This is a genomic window from Rhizomicrobium sp., assembly GCF_056722145.1.
The window spans coordinates 1-17,844 of record NZ_JBWZET010000013.1 but is presented as its reverse complement, the minus strand read 5'-3'; the positions used below and the strand labels follow the sequence as shown (position 1 = coordinate 17,844).

The 17,844-nt window shown below is 65.4% G+C and carries 13 protein-coding genes; 11 read left to right on the top strand and 2 right to left on the bottom strand.

Features of this window, described 5'->3' with window-relative positions; all coding sequences use genetic code 11:
* The first annotated feature begins 3 nt into the window (after nt 1–3).
* Both ahcY and AC1P6P_RS00740 read left to right on the top strand, forming a co-directional pair.
* Nucleotides 4–1,368, top strand: coding sequence for an adenosylhomocysteinase (ahcY, locus tag AC1P6P_RS00745; protein WP_481400520.1), 1,365 nt, complete (start codon nt 4–6; stop codon nt 1,366–1,368).
* A 165-nt stretch (nt 1,369–1,533) separates the two neighbouring features.
* Entirely contained in the window at nt 1,534–2,433 is a 900-nt protein-coding gene (locus AC1P6P_RS00740) for a hypothetical protein (RefSeq protein ID WP_481400519.1), read from the top strand.
* A 25-nt stretch (nt 2,434–2,458) separates the two neighbouring features.
* Here the strand turns inward: AC1P6P_RS00740 and AC1P6P_RS00735 are convergent, their stop codons facing one another.
* The gene (locus AC1P6P_RS00735; RefSeq protein WP_481400518.1) at nt 2,459–3,271 is read right to left on the bottom strand and encodes a helix-turn-helix transcriptional regulator; all 813 of its coding nucleotides are present in this window, start codon (nt 3,269–3,271) and stop codon (nt 2,459–2,461) included.
* Between the two features lie 89 nt (nt 3,272–3,360).
* Here AC1P6P_RS00735 and AC1P6P_RS00730 point away from each other — a divergent pair, with 89 nt between their 5' ends.
* From AC1P6P_RS00730 to AC1P6P_RS00710, 5 genes are all read left to right on the top strand, one after another.
* The gene (locus AC1P6P_RS00730) at nt 3,361–4,245 is read left to right on the top strand and encodes an SDR family oxidoreductase (protein WP_481400517.1); all 885 of its coding nucleotides are present in this window, start codon (nt 3,361–3,363) and stop codon (nt 4,243–4,245) included.
* 80 nt (nt 4,246–4,325) lie between these two features.
* Complete coding sequence (locus AC1P6P_RS00725) at nt 4,326–5,141, top strand: GH12 family glycosyl hydrolase domain-containing protein (protein ID WP_481400516.1); 816 nt, start codon at nt 4,326–4,328, stop codon at nt 5,139–5,141.
* 62 nt (nt 5,142–5,203) lie between these two features.
* Complete coding sequence (locus AC1P6P_RS00720) at nt 5,204–7,006, top strand: endo-1,4-beta-xylanase (RefSeq protein ID WP_481400515.1); 1,803 nt, start codon at nt 5,204–5,206, stop codon at nt 7,004–7,006.
* A 398-nt stretch (nt 7,007–7,404) separates the two neighbouring features.
* Nucleotides 7,405–9,741, top strand: coding sequence for a PAS domain-containing sensor histidine kinase (locus AC1P6P_RS00715; protein ID WP_481400514.1), 2,337 nt, complete (start codon nt 7,405–7,407; stop codon nt 9,739–9,741).
* A 101-nt stretch (nt 9,742–9,842) separates the two neighbouring features.
* Nucleotides 9,843–12,740, top strand: coding sequence for a glycosyl hydrolase 115 family protein (locus tag AC1P6P_RS00710; RefSeq protein WP_481400513.1), 2,898 nt, complete (start codon nt 9,843–9,845; stop codon nt 12,738–12,740).
* A 10-nt stretch (nt 12,741–12,750) separates the two neighbouring features.
* Here the strand turns inward: AC1P6P_RS00710 and AC1P6P_RS00705 are convergent, their stop codons facing one another.
* Nucleotides 12,751–13,950, bottom strand: a complete 1,200-nt coding sequence (locus AC1P6P_RS00705; RefSeq protein WP_481400512.1) for an NAD(P)/FAD-dependent oxidoreductase — start codon at nt 13,948–13,950, stop codon at nt 12,751–12,753.
* A 91-nt stretch (nt 13,951–14,041) separates the two neighbouring features.
* Between AC1P6P_RS00705 and tsaE the strand changes: the two genes are divergently transcribed.
* The 4 genes from tsaE to AC1P6P_RS00685 all read left to right on the top strand — a co-directional run.
* Complete coding sequence (gene tsaE, locus AC1P6P_RS00700; protein WP_481400511.1) at nt 14,042–14,509, top strand: tRNA (adenosine(37)-N6)-threonylcarbamoyltransferase complex ATPase subunit type 1 TsaE; 468 nt, start codon at nt 14,042–14,044, stop codon at nt 14,507–14,509.
* A 1-nt stretch (nt 14,510) separates the two neighbouring features.
* Nucleotides 14,511–15,614 carry an aminoglycoside phosphotransferase family protein gene (locus tag AC1P6P_RS00695; RefSeq protein ID WP_481400510.1) on the top strand — a complete coding sequence of 368 codons (1,104 nt, stop codon included), beginning with the start codon at nt 14,511–14,513 and terminating at the stop codon, nt 15,612–15,614.
* A 1-nt stretch (nt 15,615) separates the two neighbouring features.
* Nucleotides 15,616–16,341: a nucleotidyltransferase family protein gene (locus AC1P6P_RS00690; protein WP_481400509.1), complete on the top strand. Its 726-nt coding sequence runs from the start codon at nt 15,616–15,618 to the stop codon at nt 16,339–16,341.
* A partial coding sequence (locus AC1P6P_RS00685; protein WP_481400508.1) for a PD-(D/E)XK nuclease family protein occupies nt 16,316–17,844 on the top strand: 1,529 nt, incomplete at its 3' end. The genes AC1P6P_RS00690 and AC1P6P_RS00685, both read left to right, overlap by 26 nt.

Sequence of the window (17,844 nt, the reverse complement as noted above, 5' to 3'; positions counted from 1 at the left end):
CGATTGCCCTCCTTTTTCCTAAATAAAAAAGCGATCGCCGAGACGGAGATGCCGGGCCTTATGGCGACCCGCGCTGAATTCGGCCCGAAGCAGCCGCTGAAGGGCGCGAGGATCGCCGGCTCGCTGCATATGACGATTCAGACGGCGGTGCTGATCGAGACGTTGAAGGCGCTCGGCGCCGACATCCGCTGGGCCTCCTGCAACATCTATTCGACGCAGGACCATGCCGCCGCCGCCATCGCCGCCGCCGGCGTTCCGGTCTTCGCCATCAAGGGCGAGAGCCTCACCGACTATTGGGACTATACCCACCGCATCTTCGAATGGGCCGACGGCGGCACGCCGAACATGATCCTCGACGACGGCGGCGACGCCACCCTGCTGATCCACCTCGGCGTGCGCGCTGAAGCCGGCGACACCGCCTTCCTCGACAAGCCGACCTGCGAGGAAGAAGAAGTCCTGTTCGCGGCGATCAAGCAGCGCCTCGCTTCCAAGCCGGGCTTCTATACGGCCATCGCCAAGAACATTAAGGGCGTCACCGAAGAGACCACCACGGGCGTGCATCGCCTCTATCAGATGGAAAAGGACGGCACGCTCCTCTTCCCGGCGATCAACGTCAACGACAGCGTCACCAAGTCGAAGTTCGACAATCTGTACGGCTGCCGTGAATCGCTGGTCGACGGCATCCGCCGCGCCACCGACGTCATGATGTCGGGCAAGGTCGCGATGGTGTGCGGCTTCGGCGATGTCGGCAAGGGTTCGGCCGCCAGCCTGCGCCAGGCCGGTTGCCGCGTGATGGTCTCCGAAGTCGATCCGATCTGCGCCCTGCAGGCGGCGATGGAAGGCTATGAAGTCGTCACCATGGAAGATGCCGCCCCCAAGGCCGACATCTTCGTCACCTGCACCGGCAACGTCGACATCATCACCATCGATCACATGCGGGCGATGAAGGATCGCGCCATCGTCTGCAACATCGGCCACTTCGATTCCGAGATCCAGGTTTCGTCCCTGCGCAATCTCAAATGGAACAACATCAAGCCGCAGGTCGACGAGATCGAGTTCGCCGACGGTCACCGCATCATTCTCTTGGCCGAGGGCCGGCTGGTGAATCTGGGCTGCGCCACCGGCCACCCCAGCTTCGTGATGAGCGCCAGCTTCACCAACCAGAGCCTCGCCCAGATCGAACTGTTCTGTAATCAGGGCAAGTACGAGAAGAAAGTCTATGTGCTGCCCAAGACCCTCGACGAAAAGGTCGCCATGCTGCACCTCGCCAAGGTCGGCGCCCACATGACCACGCTGAGCCCCAAGCAGGCCGCCTATATCGGCGTCGCCGAACAGGGCCCGTTCAAGGCAGAAACGTACCGCTACTAAGCCGTCCGGCCGCGCCAAACGAACGCCTCCCCTTCACCCGAGGGGGAGGCGTTTTCGTTGGCGCCGTGCCGACTGACGAAAACGTGATTGGCGCGACGGCCCGGCCGACCTACATCACATTTGCTGACCGCCGCGCCGGCGAGGATCATCAAGGGGGACATCGCCATGCCTGGACATCGCCGCCGCACCGCCGTGATATTGCAGCACCTCGCGCTGATGCTGCCCGTGTTTGCCGCCGCGGCGCTGGCCGAACCGCCGGTGCACTATTTCCGCCACCTTCCGCTCAATCACCAGACGCCCTATCTCGCCTACGCGGGTACGGACGAAATCAGCGCCGAACAGGCCAAATCGGTCGAGCATTATGAGTTCGTCACCGACGCCCAGTCGCGGGTGATTGAAATCCGCAACTTCAGTTCGGAAGGCTGGCACAATCACCCGCTGACCCACCTCGGCGCGTTCCGCACGACGATCACCTACCAGGGCGGCAAGGAAGCTCACCGCTTCTATGACAAGGCCGGCAACCGGGTCCGCAATCTGCGCGAGGTGTATGAAGAGATCTATTCGTACGATCGGACCGGCTTCAAGACCAGTCTCGAATTCCTTGATCTTCGCGGCCAGCCGATGGAATCCAACTGGCACATCGCGCGCTACGCCTGGGAGAAGCGCGGCGACCGCATCATCGAGCGGCGCTTTGACCTGAAAGGCGGCCTCGCTGCGATGGCGCCGACCTTCCCGTTCCACATCTCCGCTTTCACATTCACTGCCGACGGCCATGTCGACGAGCATTGCAATCTGAGCGACAGACTGGAGATCGAGAACAGCCCGATGGGCATCGCCTGCTACAAGGACGTTTTCGCCGCCAGTGGCAACCTGCTCGGCCTCACCTATTATGGCCTCGACGGCAAAGTGGTGAACGCGCCGTGGAAATTCGCCGCCGTGCGTTTGAGCTATGACGCAAACGGCAATGTCGTCAGCGAAGACATGGTCGATCGCAACGGCATCCTGGTGAGCCATACCCCGTTTGCCTACGACGAAGCCGGGAAACTGGTGACCGCCAAGAACTAACGCTCGGATTCAGGCGTTCGGCGCACTACAGCAGCGACTTGATCTTCTCCGCGTCCGCCGTGGTCGCCGGATTGTAGACCATCATGCTGAGATCGGTGCGGCCGTCGACGGCGAAGGTGGAAAACTCAAAGGCGAGCGTCCCCAGCACCGCATGGCGGATATGCTTGACCGCGTCGCCGTGGGGCCCCTGCACGACATTGGCTTCCCACATCCGCTTGAAGTCGGGGCTGAGGCGGCTGAGTTCGGCGACCAGCGGTTCGATGTCGGCCGCCGCGCCCGCCCGCGCCGCTTCCACACGGAACGAGCCGAGTGCAAACCGCGCCACGCTTTCCCAATCGCGCTGCGCGGCGCGGGCGTTGGGATCGAGGAAGATGTGGCGCAGGATGTTGCGCTGATCGGGCGCCAGCGTGCTGTAGTCGATCATCATCACGCTGGCGGCCTTGTTCCACGCCAGCACGTCCCAGATCGCGGTGCGGATCAGCGCCGGCACCGGATTGAGCGCATCGAGCACGCGCTGCAGCCGCGGCGTGACGGCGTCGTTCTTCTTGAAGCGCGCTTCCGGCGGCCGGCCGAGCCCCAGCAGAAACAAATGCTCGCGCTCGACTTCGGTCAGCATCAGCGCCCGCGCGATGCGATCGAGCACATCGGCCGACGGCGCTCCGCCCCGCCCCTGCTCGAGCCAGGTGTACCAGGTAGGGCTGATGTTGGCGCGCTGGGCGACCTCCTCGCGGCGCAGGCCTTTGGTGCGGCGGCGTCCCGACGAAAATCCGAGCGCGGCCGGATCGAGCTTGGCGCGCCGGTCTTTCAGATAGGCCCCGAGCAGGTTTTGATCGCTCATCCTGTTACCAATTATACCATGATAAAGTCACTACTTTACCAGGATACCATGCGCCACCAGATATGTCTCAACCCAAGGAGACCTTCCCCATGCGCGTATTCGTGACAGGTGCGACCGGCTTCATCGGCATGGCCGTGACCAAAGAACTGATCGCTGCCGGCCATCAGGTGCTCGGCCTTTACCGCGACGAGGCCAAAGCGGCGGCGCTGGCGGCAACCGGCGCCGAGGTTGAGCCCGGCACACTCGAAGACCTCGACAGCCTCAAGCACGGCGCGGCGGACTGCGATGGCGTCATCCATCTCGCCTTCAATCACGATTTTTCCAAGTTTGCGGAAAACAGCGAACTCGACCGCCGCGCCATTCTCGCGATCGGTTCGGTGCTGAAAGGGTCTGACCGGCCGTTCTTGGTGACGGGCGGTGTCGGCCTGTTGGCGCCGGGCCGGGTGGCAACCGAAGACGACCGTCCGGCGCAGAATTTCCCGCGCGCCTCCGAAGCCACGGCGATGGCGCTTGCCGATGACGGCGTGACGGCATCGGTGGTGCGCCTGCCGCAAGTCCACGATACGACCCGGCAAGGCCTCATCACCTACGCGGTCCAGATCTATCGCGAGAAGGGCTTCTGCGCCTACATCGGCGACGGCTCGAACCGCTGGTGCGCGGCGGCCGTTCTCGATGTCGCGCACCTCTACCGGCTGGCGCTCGAAAAGGGTGAACGGGGCGCGCGCTATCATGCCGTCGCCGAAGAGGGCGTGAGCATGCGCGCCGTGGCCGAGACCATCGCCCAACGCCTGAGCCTGCCCGTCAAGTCGATCAGCCCGGACGATGCGCCGGCCTTCTTCGGCTGGATGGCAATGTTCGCCGGTGTCGACATGCCGGCTTCGAGCGCCAAGACGCGCGCCGTACTCGGTTGGACCCCGACCGGCCCGAGCCTGCTGGAAGACTTGCGCCACCTGCAGATCGACACCGGGCTCTGAGGGCGACGTCCGCCGACAGCATTGGTTGCGCCGGTCAGCCGCTGTAGACTGGCGCCGCCATTCTTAGGGGGGAGACGGCTATGCGGTTCGCAGCGGCGATTTTGGGCGTTCTGGCATTCGGCAGCGTGGCGTCGGCACAGACTCTTCCCGGTCTCGATCCCCACAAGCTGGTCGTCGCGCAATTTGAGCGCGTTGCTTCGGACAAACCGAATGCGCGATTGCAAGTTGGCGATTGCGCCTTGGTCAACAATGTCTGGGACCCGCCACACACGCCCGCGGGATTCGCGCAGACGATCTTTGCCGAAAACCGCGACGGCAAAATGCTGCCGGGATGGACCTGGAAGGCAGCCGGCACGGCCGTGCTGTCGATGCCCGAGATCGTTTGCGGCGACAAGCCGTGGGATGCGCCGCAAGTCCTGCGTGCAGATTTTCCTTTCCCGGCCGGCGAAAAAGCGCCCCTCATCCGCTTCGACATCGATCTGAAGGCCGACGGCATCTACAACATGGCGTTCTCGCTGTGGGCGGAGTCGAAGCTGCCGGCTGTGCAGAAGAACATCGCGCTCGAAATCATGGTCTGGAATGTCGCCCACGGACAGGCGCCGACCGGCGAAAAGATCGGTGCGGTGGAAGCGGCCGGCACCACCTTCGACCTGTGGCTGAAGAAGGACCAGGGCATGGTGACCGGCCCCGATCCCTTCACCTGGCCGCTGGTGCAGTTTGTCGCCCGCACGCCGGTTCTGAAGGGCGAACTCGACACAAGGCCTTTCCTCGACGAATTGATGCGGCGCGGCTTGCTCGCGCGCGGTGCCTACCTCACCAGCGTCGAACTCGGTAACGAGGTAACCCAGGGCCGCGGCGAGGTTTCGCTTAGGGCCTTTGAGGTGATCGTGCGCTGACAGTGCGTTTTCGCCATCCCGCAACGCTGTTATGGTGCCCCGTCGAAGCGGCGGAGGGGTTCATGCGGCTGGTTTATGTGGTTGCGGCGCTGGTGTTGGTGTGCACGTCGGCGGTTGCCGGGTCTTATGGCGACGAGCTGGCGCGGTTGCGGACGCAGCTGCCGGTCGCGGGCACGCTGCTCAACGATCCCGGTGCCGTCTCCATCTATGGCGCCAACCAGACCCATGAGACCATCGCCGACGACGCGGTGCCGGGCGGCATGGCGTGGCGCATCAAGGTCTCGGCGCCGGGCGAAGGCTATTCCGCCGGCACCATCGGCGCGGTCGGCGGCGCGGTGCGCAAAGGCGATGTGCTGTTCCTTGCCTTCTATGCCCGCGCCGTGGAGTCCAGCGACGAAAGCCAGTCGGGCATCCTCTCCGCGGTCAACCTTCAAGGAAAGGGCGCACCGTGGACCGTCGCGGTCGGCACCGGAGCGCTGGCGCCGCTCGGCCAATGGCGCCTGTTCTATGCCTCGGCGGTGGCACCGGAAGACCTGCCCGCCGGCAGCGCCATCGTCACCGCCCATGTCGGCATCCGCCGCCAGACCATCGATCTCGGACCGGTGTTCGTGCTCGACCTCGGCCCCGGCGTGGCGCTGGCGCAATTGCCGGTGAGCCGCATCACCTATCCCGGACGCGAAGCCGATGCGCCGTGGCGTGCCGCGGCGGCCGCCCGTATCCGCGCCATCCGCATGGGCGATTTCTCGGTGCGCGTGACCAATGCCAGTGGCAAGCCGGTGCCGGGCGCTGCGGTGCACATCGCGATGACCCGGCACGCCTTTCGCTTCGGCTCGTTCGTCGGGCACAATCTCGCCAACGCCAGCGGTCCCGATGCCGACAAGCTGCGCCAGAGTTTCCGCGACAGCTTCAACTTCGCCACCTCGCCGATCTATTGGGGCGACTGGGGCTGGTACCGGCCGGAATGGCGCGCCAACTACATCGCGTCGATGGCTTGGCTGCAGCAGAATGGCTATGACTTCCGCGCCCACACCGTGATCTATCCGCGCGAGGACATCACCCCCAAGCACATCAAGGCGCTGGCCGGCGATCCCGCGGCGGCGCGGGCGGCGATCCTCGATCATGTCCGCGATGTCGTGCCGATTGCGGCGCACTATGGCGCCTATGCCATGGATGTCGTCAACGAGCCGCGCGACGGCCACTACATTCCCGACATCGCCGGTCCCGACATCTTCGCCGATGCCTTCCGCACCGCGCATCAGCTGGCGCCGAAAGCCGAGCTGTTCGTCAATGAGTACGGCATCATCTCCGGCGGTGGCCACAACGAGAAAAACCTCGCCTTCTATCACGCCTGGATCGAGGACATGCTGGCGAAGGGCGTGCCGGTGAGCGGCATCGGCCTGCAGGGCCATTTCGGCGCCGACCTCACCGATCCGGCCCGCATCATCGCCGTGATGGACGAATTCGCGCGCTACAAGCTGCCATTGGAAATCACCGAGTTCACCGTCGATACACCCGACGAAGAGGCGCAGGCCGATTTCACCCGCGACGCCCTCACCGCCGTATTCAGCCATCCCGCAGCCGACGCCTTCGTGCTGTGGGGCTGGTGGGAAGGTAATGAGCATCACGACAACGCCGCCCTGCTGCGCCGCGACTGGTCGGAGAAGCCGAACTACAAGGTGTGGAAGAAGCTGATCTACCACGACTGGTGGACCGACGAGACCCGCACCGCCGCGGCCGACGGCACCACCTCGCTGAGGGCCTTTTACGGCGACTACACCATCACGGTCACCGCCGGCGGCCGCACCGCCACCGTGAAGACGGCATTCCGCCCGGGCTTGGCGCCGGTCAGCGTGGTGGTGCACTGACTCTAAGTAACACTCCTGAGGCAGCGAATCGCAGGCGGTGGCTTTTTCGGTTGCGTAAAGAACTCCTTAACGCGAGTCCGCCAAAAATTTTTTGGCGGGCGTTCTTTCCGTAGCCTGAGTTTTTAGACCACTGATTTGACTCAGGATTTGGAAACCGTCCCAACGGCTGGGTAGCACCCTACATCTGCGCTTTAACACTTTTTTAACCACAAGGTGTTGCGCGGAGGGTTAATGCCCGTATCATGTTGATTCCACACTGATTCGGCGCATGGGGCGTCCTCAGGTGGTACCCGGGGCAGTCCCGAATGGGACATAAAAGAACACCGGAAACGTGGGTAATGCGAGGGAGACTTCTCCTATCGGTTGCGGCCTGCGCCGCATGCGTGACGGGTCCGGCGATGGCCGGAGAACCCACGCTGCCGCTTGACCAAACGGCAATGATACTCACCGGCATTGCCACCGGCGCCGTGGCGCTGGCCGTGGCGGCTGGCGCCTGGGCACTGATGGAACAGCGCCGCACCATTCGCCTGAAGCGGCAGTTGCGCAATGCCGGCGCGCGCCAGCGCGCGGCGGTCGGCGAGCGCGACGCATTGCTCGATGTCAGCCGCGATGCGCTGATCGTATGGGGTCGCGACAATGAAGGCCCGCTGTCCTACGGCGGTGCCGAAGCGCAGTTGGACTCCTGCCTCAAGGGTCCCGACGCCACGGCGCTGTCGAAGGCCCTCGACGATCTCAGCGAGCGCGGCGCCTCCTTCACCCTGCCGGCGCGCGATGCCGTCGGGCGAACCGTGACCTTGCGCGGCCGCGCCGTCGGCGGCCAAGCAGCGGTGTGGATCGAGCCGGCGCCGGAAGCGCAGTCGCTCGACTTCCGCGGCATCCTCAACGCGCTGCCGGTTCCGGTGTGGATGCGCGACAAGACGCTGGCGCTGATCTGGGGCAATCAGGCGTATCTCGAAACCACCGGCGCCCCCGATGTCGAAACCGCCGCCCGCTCGCAAGGCGCGCTGGAAAAGACCGAACGCGATCTCGCCGCCACCGCGCGCAGCCAGGGCGAACCGATCGAAGCCAAGCGCTACGCGGTGATCGGCGGCCTGCGCCGTGCCCTGCAGATCAGCGAAATTCCGACCGAGACCGGCATCATCGGCACCGCCTCCGACGTCACCGAAGTGGCCGCCGGCGAAGCCAAGCTGCAGCAGCACATCGACGCCCACACCGACACGCTCGACAAGCTGGCGACGGCGGTTGCGATCTTCGGGCCGGACCAGAAACTGCAGTTCTACAACCGCGCCTATGTCGCGCTGTGGGACCTGCCGGAGAAGTGGCTCAATCGCAATCCGTCGGACGCCGAAATCCTCGACCGCCTGCGCGAGGAACGCAAACTCCCCGAACAGCGCGACTATCGCGGCTGGAAAAACGAGCGGCTCGAACTCTACAAGACGGCGCGCGATTATCCGTCCGAGGATTTGTGGCATGTGCCCGGCGGCAAGACCTTGCGCGTCGTCGCCCAGCCGCATCCGTTCGGCGGCCTCACCTTCCTCTATGAAGACGTCACCGAAAAGCTGTCGCTGGCGACGTCGTACAAGACGCTGATCCAGGTGCAGTCGGCGACGCTCGACACGCTGCTGGAAGGCGTTGCGGTGTTCGGCCCCGATGGCCGGCTCAAGCTGCACAATGCCGCCTTCGCGAAACTGTGGAGCCTCACCGACAAGGACCTCGACGAAGAGCCGCATGTGCGCGCCATCGCGGCGGCCTGCGCCGAGAAGTGGGGCGAAACGCCGGTGTGGGAGCGGCTGATCGCGGCCATCGTCGCCGGCGCCGAAACCGACCGCCACATGGGCGAAATCGAGCGCAACGACCGCTCCATCCTGGCGCTCGGCCTGTCGCCGCTGCCCGATGGTGCCACGCTCGCCACCTTCTCCGACGTCACCGACCGCTTCCGCATCGAGCATGTCCTGCGCGAGCGGGCCGAGGCGTTCGAAGCCGCCGACCGGCTGAAATCGGATTTCATCAGGAACGTCAGCTACGAACTGCGCACGCCGATCACCACCATCGCCGGATTCGCACAACTGCTGGCGTCGGAGGAATTCGGGCCGCTCAATCTGCGCCAGACCGGCTACATCAAGGATATTATGCAGGCGTCATCGACGCTCACCAGCCTGGTCAGCGATATCCTCGACCTCGCCATGATCGAATCCGGCGGGCTGCGGCTTGAACTCGAGCGCATCGACCTGTTCCCGATGTTGAGCGAAGTGGCGAGCCACGCCCACGAATGGGGCGGCAAGGTCGGGCTCGCGCTGAAGATCGATTGCCGCGAGGACGCCGGCTTCTTCCTCGCCGATGCGCGGCGGGTGCGGCAGGTGGTGTTCAATCTGCTGTCCAACGCCTTCAAGTTCACGCCCAAGGGCGGCACCATCGTGCTGGGCGGGCGCATCGACGGCGAAGACGTGCAGGTCTGGGTCCGCGACGACGGCCCCGGCATGGACCCCGAAATGCGCGCCCGCGCGTTCGAGAAATTCTCCGCCAAGTCGGCCGCGGGTCAACGCGGCGGCGCCGGTCTCGGCCTCGCCCTCGTCAACCGCTTCGTCGAACTGCACGACGGCTGGGTCGAGATCGACAGCGGCAATGGCATGAAGGGCAAACAGGCCATCGGCACCCTGGTGCGCTGCCACTTCCCGCGCCGCATCCACGACACCCCGCCGCCGCCGCCGGCGGAACGCGAACGCGAGATGGTGTGAGTCACACCTTCTTGATCCAAATGCACCGGTTGCGGGTATATGACCGTAGGGAATGTGCGCGCCACTTCGTCGTAACGACGATGCCGGACCGAGGTCGCGCCATGCGTTTTGCGGGTACTTTCTTCGCCACTCTCCTTATCGTTGCCACGCCTGCCTGCGCGGCGGATTTGACGCTGTTCGACGGCAAGACCGTCGCACCGATCGCCTATGTCGGCGACAAGCCTATCCAGAAGGCGGCCGCGCTGCTCGCACGCGACTTGCACGACCTCACCGGCCGCACCCCGTCGGTGCAAGCGGGCACCGCCAATGCGCGCATTATCGTCGGCCTTGCCTCGGCGCCCGAGATCGCAGCGCTGCTCAGGAAGAACGCGATTTCGACGGCCGCCATCGACGGCAAATGGGAAACCTACGGTCGGGCCGTGATCCCCGCGCCGGGGAACGCGAAACAGAAAGCGCTGCTGATTTTCGGCTCCGACGTGCGCGGCACTATTTGGGGCGTGATCGATCTGACCCGCGAAATGGGCGTGTCGCCCTGGCAGTGGTGGGCCGACGTCAAGACCCGCCGCACCAATCGCATCGCGGTCGACGCCTCGCCGCGCTATTCCAAGGAGCCGTCGGTGAAGTTCCGCGGCTTCTTCATCAATTCCAACAATCTGCACAAATGGGCGGCCGAGACTTTCGAGCCCGAGCGTCACGGCATCGGACCCAAGACCTACGGGCGCGTGTTCGAACTGATGTGGCGGCTGAAGGCGAATCTGTTGTGGCCGGCAATGAACCCGAAGGACCCGGTGTTCAACACCTATCCCGAGGACTACGACCTCGCCCGCGACTACGCCATCGTGCGCGGCTCCTCGCATGTGGAGATGCTGCTGCGCGCCAATTCCGCCGAATGGGACCCCAAGGTGCGCGGGCCATACAACTGGCTCGTCAACAAACAGAACATGATTGAATACTGGCGCGAAGTGGTGCGCCGCTTCGGAACCTATGACAATCTCTATACCGTCGGCCTCAGGGGCGCCGACGACTTCCCGATGCAGGGCGCCGACACGCCCGAGAAGATGGCGGACGTTGTTTCCGACGCCATTGCCGAGCAGCGCAAGATCCTCAGCGAAGTTCTGGGCAAGCCGGCCGACCAGATTCCGCAGGTGTTCACGCCCTACAAGGAGATCACGCCCGCCTACAACACCGGCCGCATCAAGCTGCCAGACGACATCATCCTCAACTGGTCGGAGGACAATTTCGGCTACATCATGCAGCTCGACAATGCCGCCGAGCGGCAGCGCTCCGGCGGCGCCGGCGTCTATTATCACGCCACCTTCTGGGGCGCGCCGGCGGCCTATCTGTGGCTCGGCTCCACCAGCCCGTCTCTGATGTGGGAGGAGATGACCAAGGCCTATCATTTCAACGCCCGCAATCTGTGGGTGCTGAACGTCGGCTCGATCAAGCCGGTGGAATATCTAAACGAGTTCTTCCTGGCGATGGCCTTCGATGTCGATGCCTTCGCCAAGCCGGAAAGCGTCGATGCCTATTTGCGCGACTGGGCGGGGAAGAATTTCGGCCCTGAGCATCGCGACGCCGTCGCCCGCATCATGGCAACCTATTACCGGCTCGCCTTCGACAAGAATCCGGAATTGGCGTCGTTCTCGACTACCTTCCCGGAATCCCCGGTCAGGCAAGGTGCCTTCAACATCCTCGATTTCGGCGACGAGAATGGGCGGCGTGCCGGCACCTACAAGGCCATCATGGCCGAATCCGACCAGCAGATGGCGACGATGCCAGACGACCGCAAGTCCGCCTTCTATGAACTCGTTCAGTATACGGTGGAAGCCGGCGGCGCCATGAGCCTTCGCCAGCTGGACCTCGACAAGTCGATCGAATACGGCCTGCAGCATCGCGCCAGCGCCAACGTCTACGCCGAAGAAGCTGCCGCGATGCAGGACCGGATCACCACCGCAACCCGCCGCTACAACACCGAAATCGAAGGCGGCAAATGGAACGGCGAGGTCGAGCAATACGCCCACGCGCTGCCGAATTTCGAAGCCCCCTATGTGCCGGCGTGGCGCGCGCCCGCCGATGCGTCCAAGTGCGGCGTGCAGGTGGAAGGCGGCGGCTATTTCGACGACGTCGGCTGGTGGACACCGACGCTACCGACGTTCAAGCACGAACTCGGCACCCGCAGCTATTATCTTGACGTCTTCACGAGCCAGCCGATCGACGAAGACTGGACTGCCGCCGCCAGCGCACCGTGGATCAAGATCAGTCGCGATGCCGGCCATTTCTCGACCGCCACCAAGACCTACGAGCGTCGCATCATGGTATCGGTCGATTGGTCGAAGGCGCCGCTGCAGGGCGAAGGTACCGTCACCCTCACCTGCAGTGCCGGCAAGCAGCCGCTGCCGGTGCATGTGCGCATCGCCCCGCCGATGACCACGCCGGCGTCGTTTGTCGATTCCCAGGGCGTGGTGTCGATCTATGCCAGCCATGCCGACGAGAAATCCGGCGCCTGGAACGTGCTCGCCGGCGTCGGGCATGTCGATGCCGGCCTGCAGTCGAGCCTCGACCTGAAGCCGGTCGATCCCGCCGATGTGAATGCGATGGCAAAAGCGCCGCGCGTGACCTATCGCTTCGCCACCGGCCCGCAGGATCGCGATTACAGCTTCCCGAATTACGTCATCGACGAGATCGCCACCATCCGGGTGATCGCTCTGCCGACCTTCCCGATCACCAAGGCCGACCACTTGCGGATTGCGGTGTCGCTCGACGGCGCGCCCGCCAAGGTGCTGGACTTCAGCATCGTCTATTACGGCGCCAAGTGGCGGCAGAACGTGCTCGACAATGCCGCCGAGGTGGCGCTGCACGATATCGCCCTCAAGCCGGGGGCGCACACGCTGACCGTCACCGCGCTTGACCCAGGGATCGTGCTCGACCGCTTCGAGGTCCGTCTGGTCGGCGCCTCGCCGTCCTATGGTCCCGTGCCGGAGACGCGGGTGATGCGGTAAGGGAAAGGGATTACATCACGTTCTTGATCGGCACCGACATATCACCGAGCCGTTCCGGCGCGACGCGGGCGCGCTCGGCGATCAGTTTGCGGCCGACCAGATATTCCGGCGCGCTGTTGACCGCCTCCACCGCGGCGACGGCGCCATCACGCAGATGGAACACCGCGAATTTGCGCGCCGCCGGATCGCCCCGCACCACCTGCACATCGCCGGGACGGGTCAGGCCGGCAATCTGGAGTTTGAGGTCGTACTGGTCCGACCAGAACCACGGCACTTCGCTGTACTCGCGCGGCTTGCCGGCCATGGCGCTCGCAGCGATCTTGGCCTGGTCGATGGCATTCTGGACGCTTTCCAAACGCAGCCAGCCTCCGTCGCGCCCCTCGTGCCAGGTGACATCGCCCGCCGCGAACACATCCGGGTCCGAGGTGCGCGCGTGTCTGTCGACGACGATGCCGTTCTTGCATTCGATGCCCGCGGCGGCGGCGATTTCGCTGTTGGGCAAGACGCCGATCCCGACCAGCACGACATCGGCGGGATAAAGCTTGCCGCCGGCGCGCACGGCGCTGACCGCACCCTCGAAGCCTTCCACACCGGTTCCGGTCACGATCTTCACGCCGGCGGCGCGATGGGTGGCTTCGAAGAAATCCGACACCGGCTTCGACACCGCCCGCGCCATGACACGGTCGAGCGCTTCGAACACGGTGACGTCCAGCCCGTGCTTCTTGGCGACCGCCGCCACTTCCAAGCCGATGAAGCCGCCGCCGATCACGGCGAGTTTCTTCCCGGCGACGATCTCGGGCTGCAGGCCATCGACGTCGGCGATGCTGCGCAAGTAATGGATGCCCGGCAGCGTTGCGCCTGGACAGGTGATCGGGCGGATGCGCGTGCCGGTGGCAATCAGCAGTTGATCATAGGGGAGCACCCGGCCGTCGTTCAGCGTGACCGTCTTGGCGCCGCGATCGATTGCCGTGGCGCTGGCGTTCAAGATCAGATTGCACCCGGCTTCCGCGTAGGCATGTTCCGGTTTGAGGAACAGCCGCTCGCGCGCGAAGGTGCCCATCAGATAGGCCTTCGACAACGGCGGGCGCTGATAGGGCACGAACGCCTCGTCGCCCACCATGGTGATGGCGCCGGTAAATCCTTCACTGCGCAGGCTGACAACCGCTTGGGCTCCCGCCTGTCCTGCTCCGATAATGACGATCTGGCTCATGGCGGCCGGGTAACACGCCGGCGCCCGCCCCGCAATCATTCCCGAATTGGTCTCGTTGAGGCGCCGGAGCGGGCGGGCTAAAACCTGGGAAATGAACCCGGATTCGCCGTTTACCGCCCGCCTCGCGTTGCCCGACCTGGCCGCCACCGCCGCCCTCGGGGCCAGGATTGCGGCGGCGCTCGAGCCCGGCGACCTGGTGGCGCTCAAGGGCGACCTCGGCGCCGGCAAGACGGCTTTGGCGCGCGGCATCCTGACCGCCCTCGGCCTTACCGGGCCGATGCCGAGCCCGACCTTCACCCTGGTGCAGACCTATGAGGCGCCGCGGCTCGTCGTGCGCCACTACGATCTCTACCGCCTCGAGGACCCGCGCGAAATCGCCGAACTGGGTCTGGACGAGGCGCTGGAAGACGGCGCCGTGCTGGTCGAATGGCCGGAACGCGCTGGGGGGCTGCTGCCCGATGATGCTCTTACCGTTTTGTTGACCATGCCGGATGCCCAATCACGCCAGGCCGATCTCACTGGACCGGCGCGCTGGGCGAGGCTTTTGCGGGGATTGTAACGTGCCGTCTGATCGCTCGATTGATGCTTTCCTGAAATCCGCCGGCTGGGCCGATGCCGAACGCCAGCCCTTGACCGGCGATGCCTCTACCCGCCGCTACATCCGCCTCGTCCGCGGCGACAAGACCGCGCTGCTGATGGACCAGCCGCAAGGCGCCGAAGCCCCCACCGCTGCCGCCAATGCCACCCCGGCCGAGCGTCAGGCCCTCGGCTACAACGCCGTGGCGCGGCTAGCCGGTGCCGACTGCGGACGGTTTGTGGCCGCCGCAAACTATCTGACCGGCCTCGGCCTCTCCGCGCCGGAGATTTATGCCGCCGACGCGCCAAACGGCTATGTGCTGATGGAAGACCTCGGCGCCGACCTTTTCACCGACTCCCTCGCCAAGGGTGTTTCCGAGACCGAGCTTTACCAGGGCGCCGCCGAGGTGCTCGCCCGCATCCACGCCGATACCGCGCCGGCGGTGCTGCCGCCCGACAAGGTGCTGCACGCCTATGACGAGACCGCGCTGCTGGCGGAAGTGGACCTGCTGACCGAATGGTTCTTCCCGGTCGGGCTCGGCCGCTCCGCCACCGCCGACGAACTTGCCGAGTTCCATGGCTTGTGGCGCGCCGTGCTGGCGCCGGTGCTGAACACCCGCCCGGTGTTCGTCCACCGCGACTATCACGCCCAGAACCTGATGTGGATGCCGGGGCGCGACGGCGCCGCCCGCGTCGGCCTGATCGATTTCCAGGACGGCGTCGCCGGCTCACCCGCCTACGACATGATCTCGCTGGTGGAAGACGCCCGCCGCGACGTGTCCGCCGCAACCGGCCGGCTGACGCTGTCGCATTACCTTGACAAAATGCAGGCACAAGGCACGCCGGTCGACGGCGATGCGTTTGCGCTGGAGATGGCCGTCTACGCCGCCCAGCGCAACACCAAGATCGTCGGCATTTTTGCACGGCTGGCGCGGCGCGACGGCAAGGCCCGCTATCTCGACCTTCTGCCCAGAGTGTGGTCGTATCTGAATAACGATCTTACGCATCCGGCCTTGGCGGAGCTCAAATCGTGGTATGATCGGACGATACCGTTCGCGGCGCGAGGCGTCCCGAACCAAGGAGCCTGACATGAGTTTACCGACGCGTGCGATGATCATGGCCGCGGGTCTCGGCACCCGGATGCGGCCGCTGACCGATACGCGTCCCAAGCCGCTGGTGGAAGTTTCCGGCCGGACCCTGCTCGACCACGCCATCGACCGGCTGGTGGACGCCGGCGTGACCTCGATCGTGGTCAACCTGCACTACAAGGCCGAGATGATCAAAGCCCATCTCGCCGGCCGCAAGGATGTCGAGATCATCTATTCCGACGAGAGCGACGGACTGCTCGGCACCGGCGGCGGCGTGGTGCGGGCGCTGCACTATTTCGGCGACGAGCCGTTCTTCATCCACAACTCGGACACCATCTGGGTCGAAGGCTATGGCCACGCGCTCGACGACATGAAGAAGCGCTGGGACCCGGAAGCCATGGACGCGCTGCTGCTGGTGGTGCCGCTGATCAACTCCAAGGGCTATGAGGGCGTCGGCGACTTCCTGATGGACTCGATGGGCCATTTGAGCCGCGTGCCGCCGGGCCGGGTGTCGCCGTTCGCCTATCCCGGCGTCCAGATCGTGCATCCGCGGCTGTTCGAAGACCCGCCGGGCGGCGGCTTCTCGACCAATATCGTCTGGGACCGGGCGATCGAAAAGGAGCGTCTCTACGGCATGCGCCTTGATGGCGTCTGGATCCACGTCGGCACGCCGCAAGCCGTGGCCGAGGCCGAAGCCTATCTTGCCGACCTTGCCCCCGCAGCCTGACCTCCGCGCCCACGTCTATACCATCCCGGCGAGCGTGCCGTTCTCCGCCGCGTTGGCAAAGGGCTTGATCGCGCGCATCGGCGGCGATGCCACGACTCTTGCCGACGTCACCATCTACCTGCCGACGCGGCGCGCGGCCCGCAGCATTGCCGAGATTTTCGCGCGCGCAGCCGGAGGCGCGGTGCTGCTGCCCGAATTCCGCCCGCTCGGCGATGTCGATGAAGACGAGCTGCTGCTGGATGCGAGTTCCGAGGTTCTCGACCTGCCGCCGGCGATTGCGCCGCTGCGCCGCCGCCTGTTGCTCGCCGCCCTGATCCGGCGCTGGAGCCACACCCGCGACGGCGGCACCATGAGTTTCGGCCAAGCGGCGACGCTGTCGCGCAGCCTTGCGGCGGTGATGGACGAAGCGGAACGCCAGGGCGCGGACTTAAGCAAGCTCGACGATCTCGCGCCTGCGTCGCTGGCGGCGCATTGGGCCGAGGTGAAAGCGTTTCTGTCGATCATCCACGACGTCTGGCCGCCGTTGCTGGAAAAGGAAGGCGCCATCAATCCCGCCGACCACCGCAATCGCGCGCTCGCGGCCCTGACGGCGCGGCTGCGCCAGACCGACCGCCCGATCGTCGCCGCCGGTTCCACCGGCTCCATTCCCGCCACTGCCGACCTGCTGGGTGTGATCGCACGGCTGCCCAACGGCTATGTCGTGCTGCCGGGGCTCGACCGCGAACTTGATGCCGACAGCTGGGAGCGGATGGAACCCAATCATCCGCAATTCACCCTCAAGCAGCTGCTGCAGCGCATCGACGTGCGGCGCGACGAAGTGGAAGACTGGACGGACGTGCCGGCCGACATCGAGCGCGAGCGGCTGCTGCGCGAAGTGTTGCGCCCGGCCCCGACCACCGATGCGTGGCGGGCACTGGCGGAAGGTCTCGACACGCCGAAGGTGGACGGGCTGTCGCTGCTGGAAGCCGCCGATCCGGCCGAGGAAGCCGCCGTCATCGCGCTGATGCTGCGCGAGGCGCTGGAAACGCCGAACCGGACCGCGGCGCTGGTGACGCGCGATCGTGGTCTCGCCCGTCGTGTCGGAGCGCAGCTGTCGCGCTGGTCGGTAGCGATCGACGATTCCGCCGGCCGCTCGCTGCCGCGCACCACCGCGGGCGCCTTCCTCTGCCTCGTCGCCGAAGCCGCCGATGAAGGTTTCGCGCCGATCCCGCTTTTGGCGCTGCTGAAGCATCCGCTGGCAACGCTCGGCAAGGAGCCCGCCGACTTCCGGCGTATGGCGCGGGCGCTCGACAAGACGTTACGCGGGCCGCGGCCGGATGCGGGTCTCGGCGGCATCGCCAAGGCGCTGGGCTCGGCCGCGGCCGAACTGCAGCACTGGTTTGCCGACGTGCGCGATGTTCTGGCGCCGGTTGAAGCGGCACTGACCGGCGCCGAAGTACCGCTCAACGCGGTGTTGCGGGCGCACGTCGACGCCGCCGATGCACTGGCGCCGACGCTGTGGGA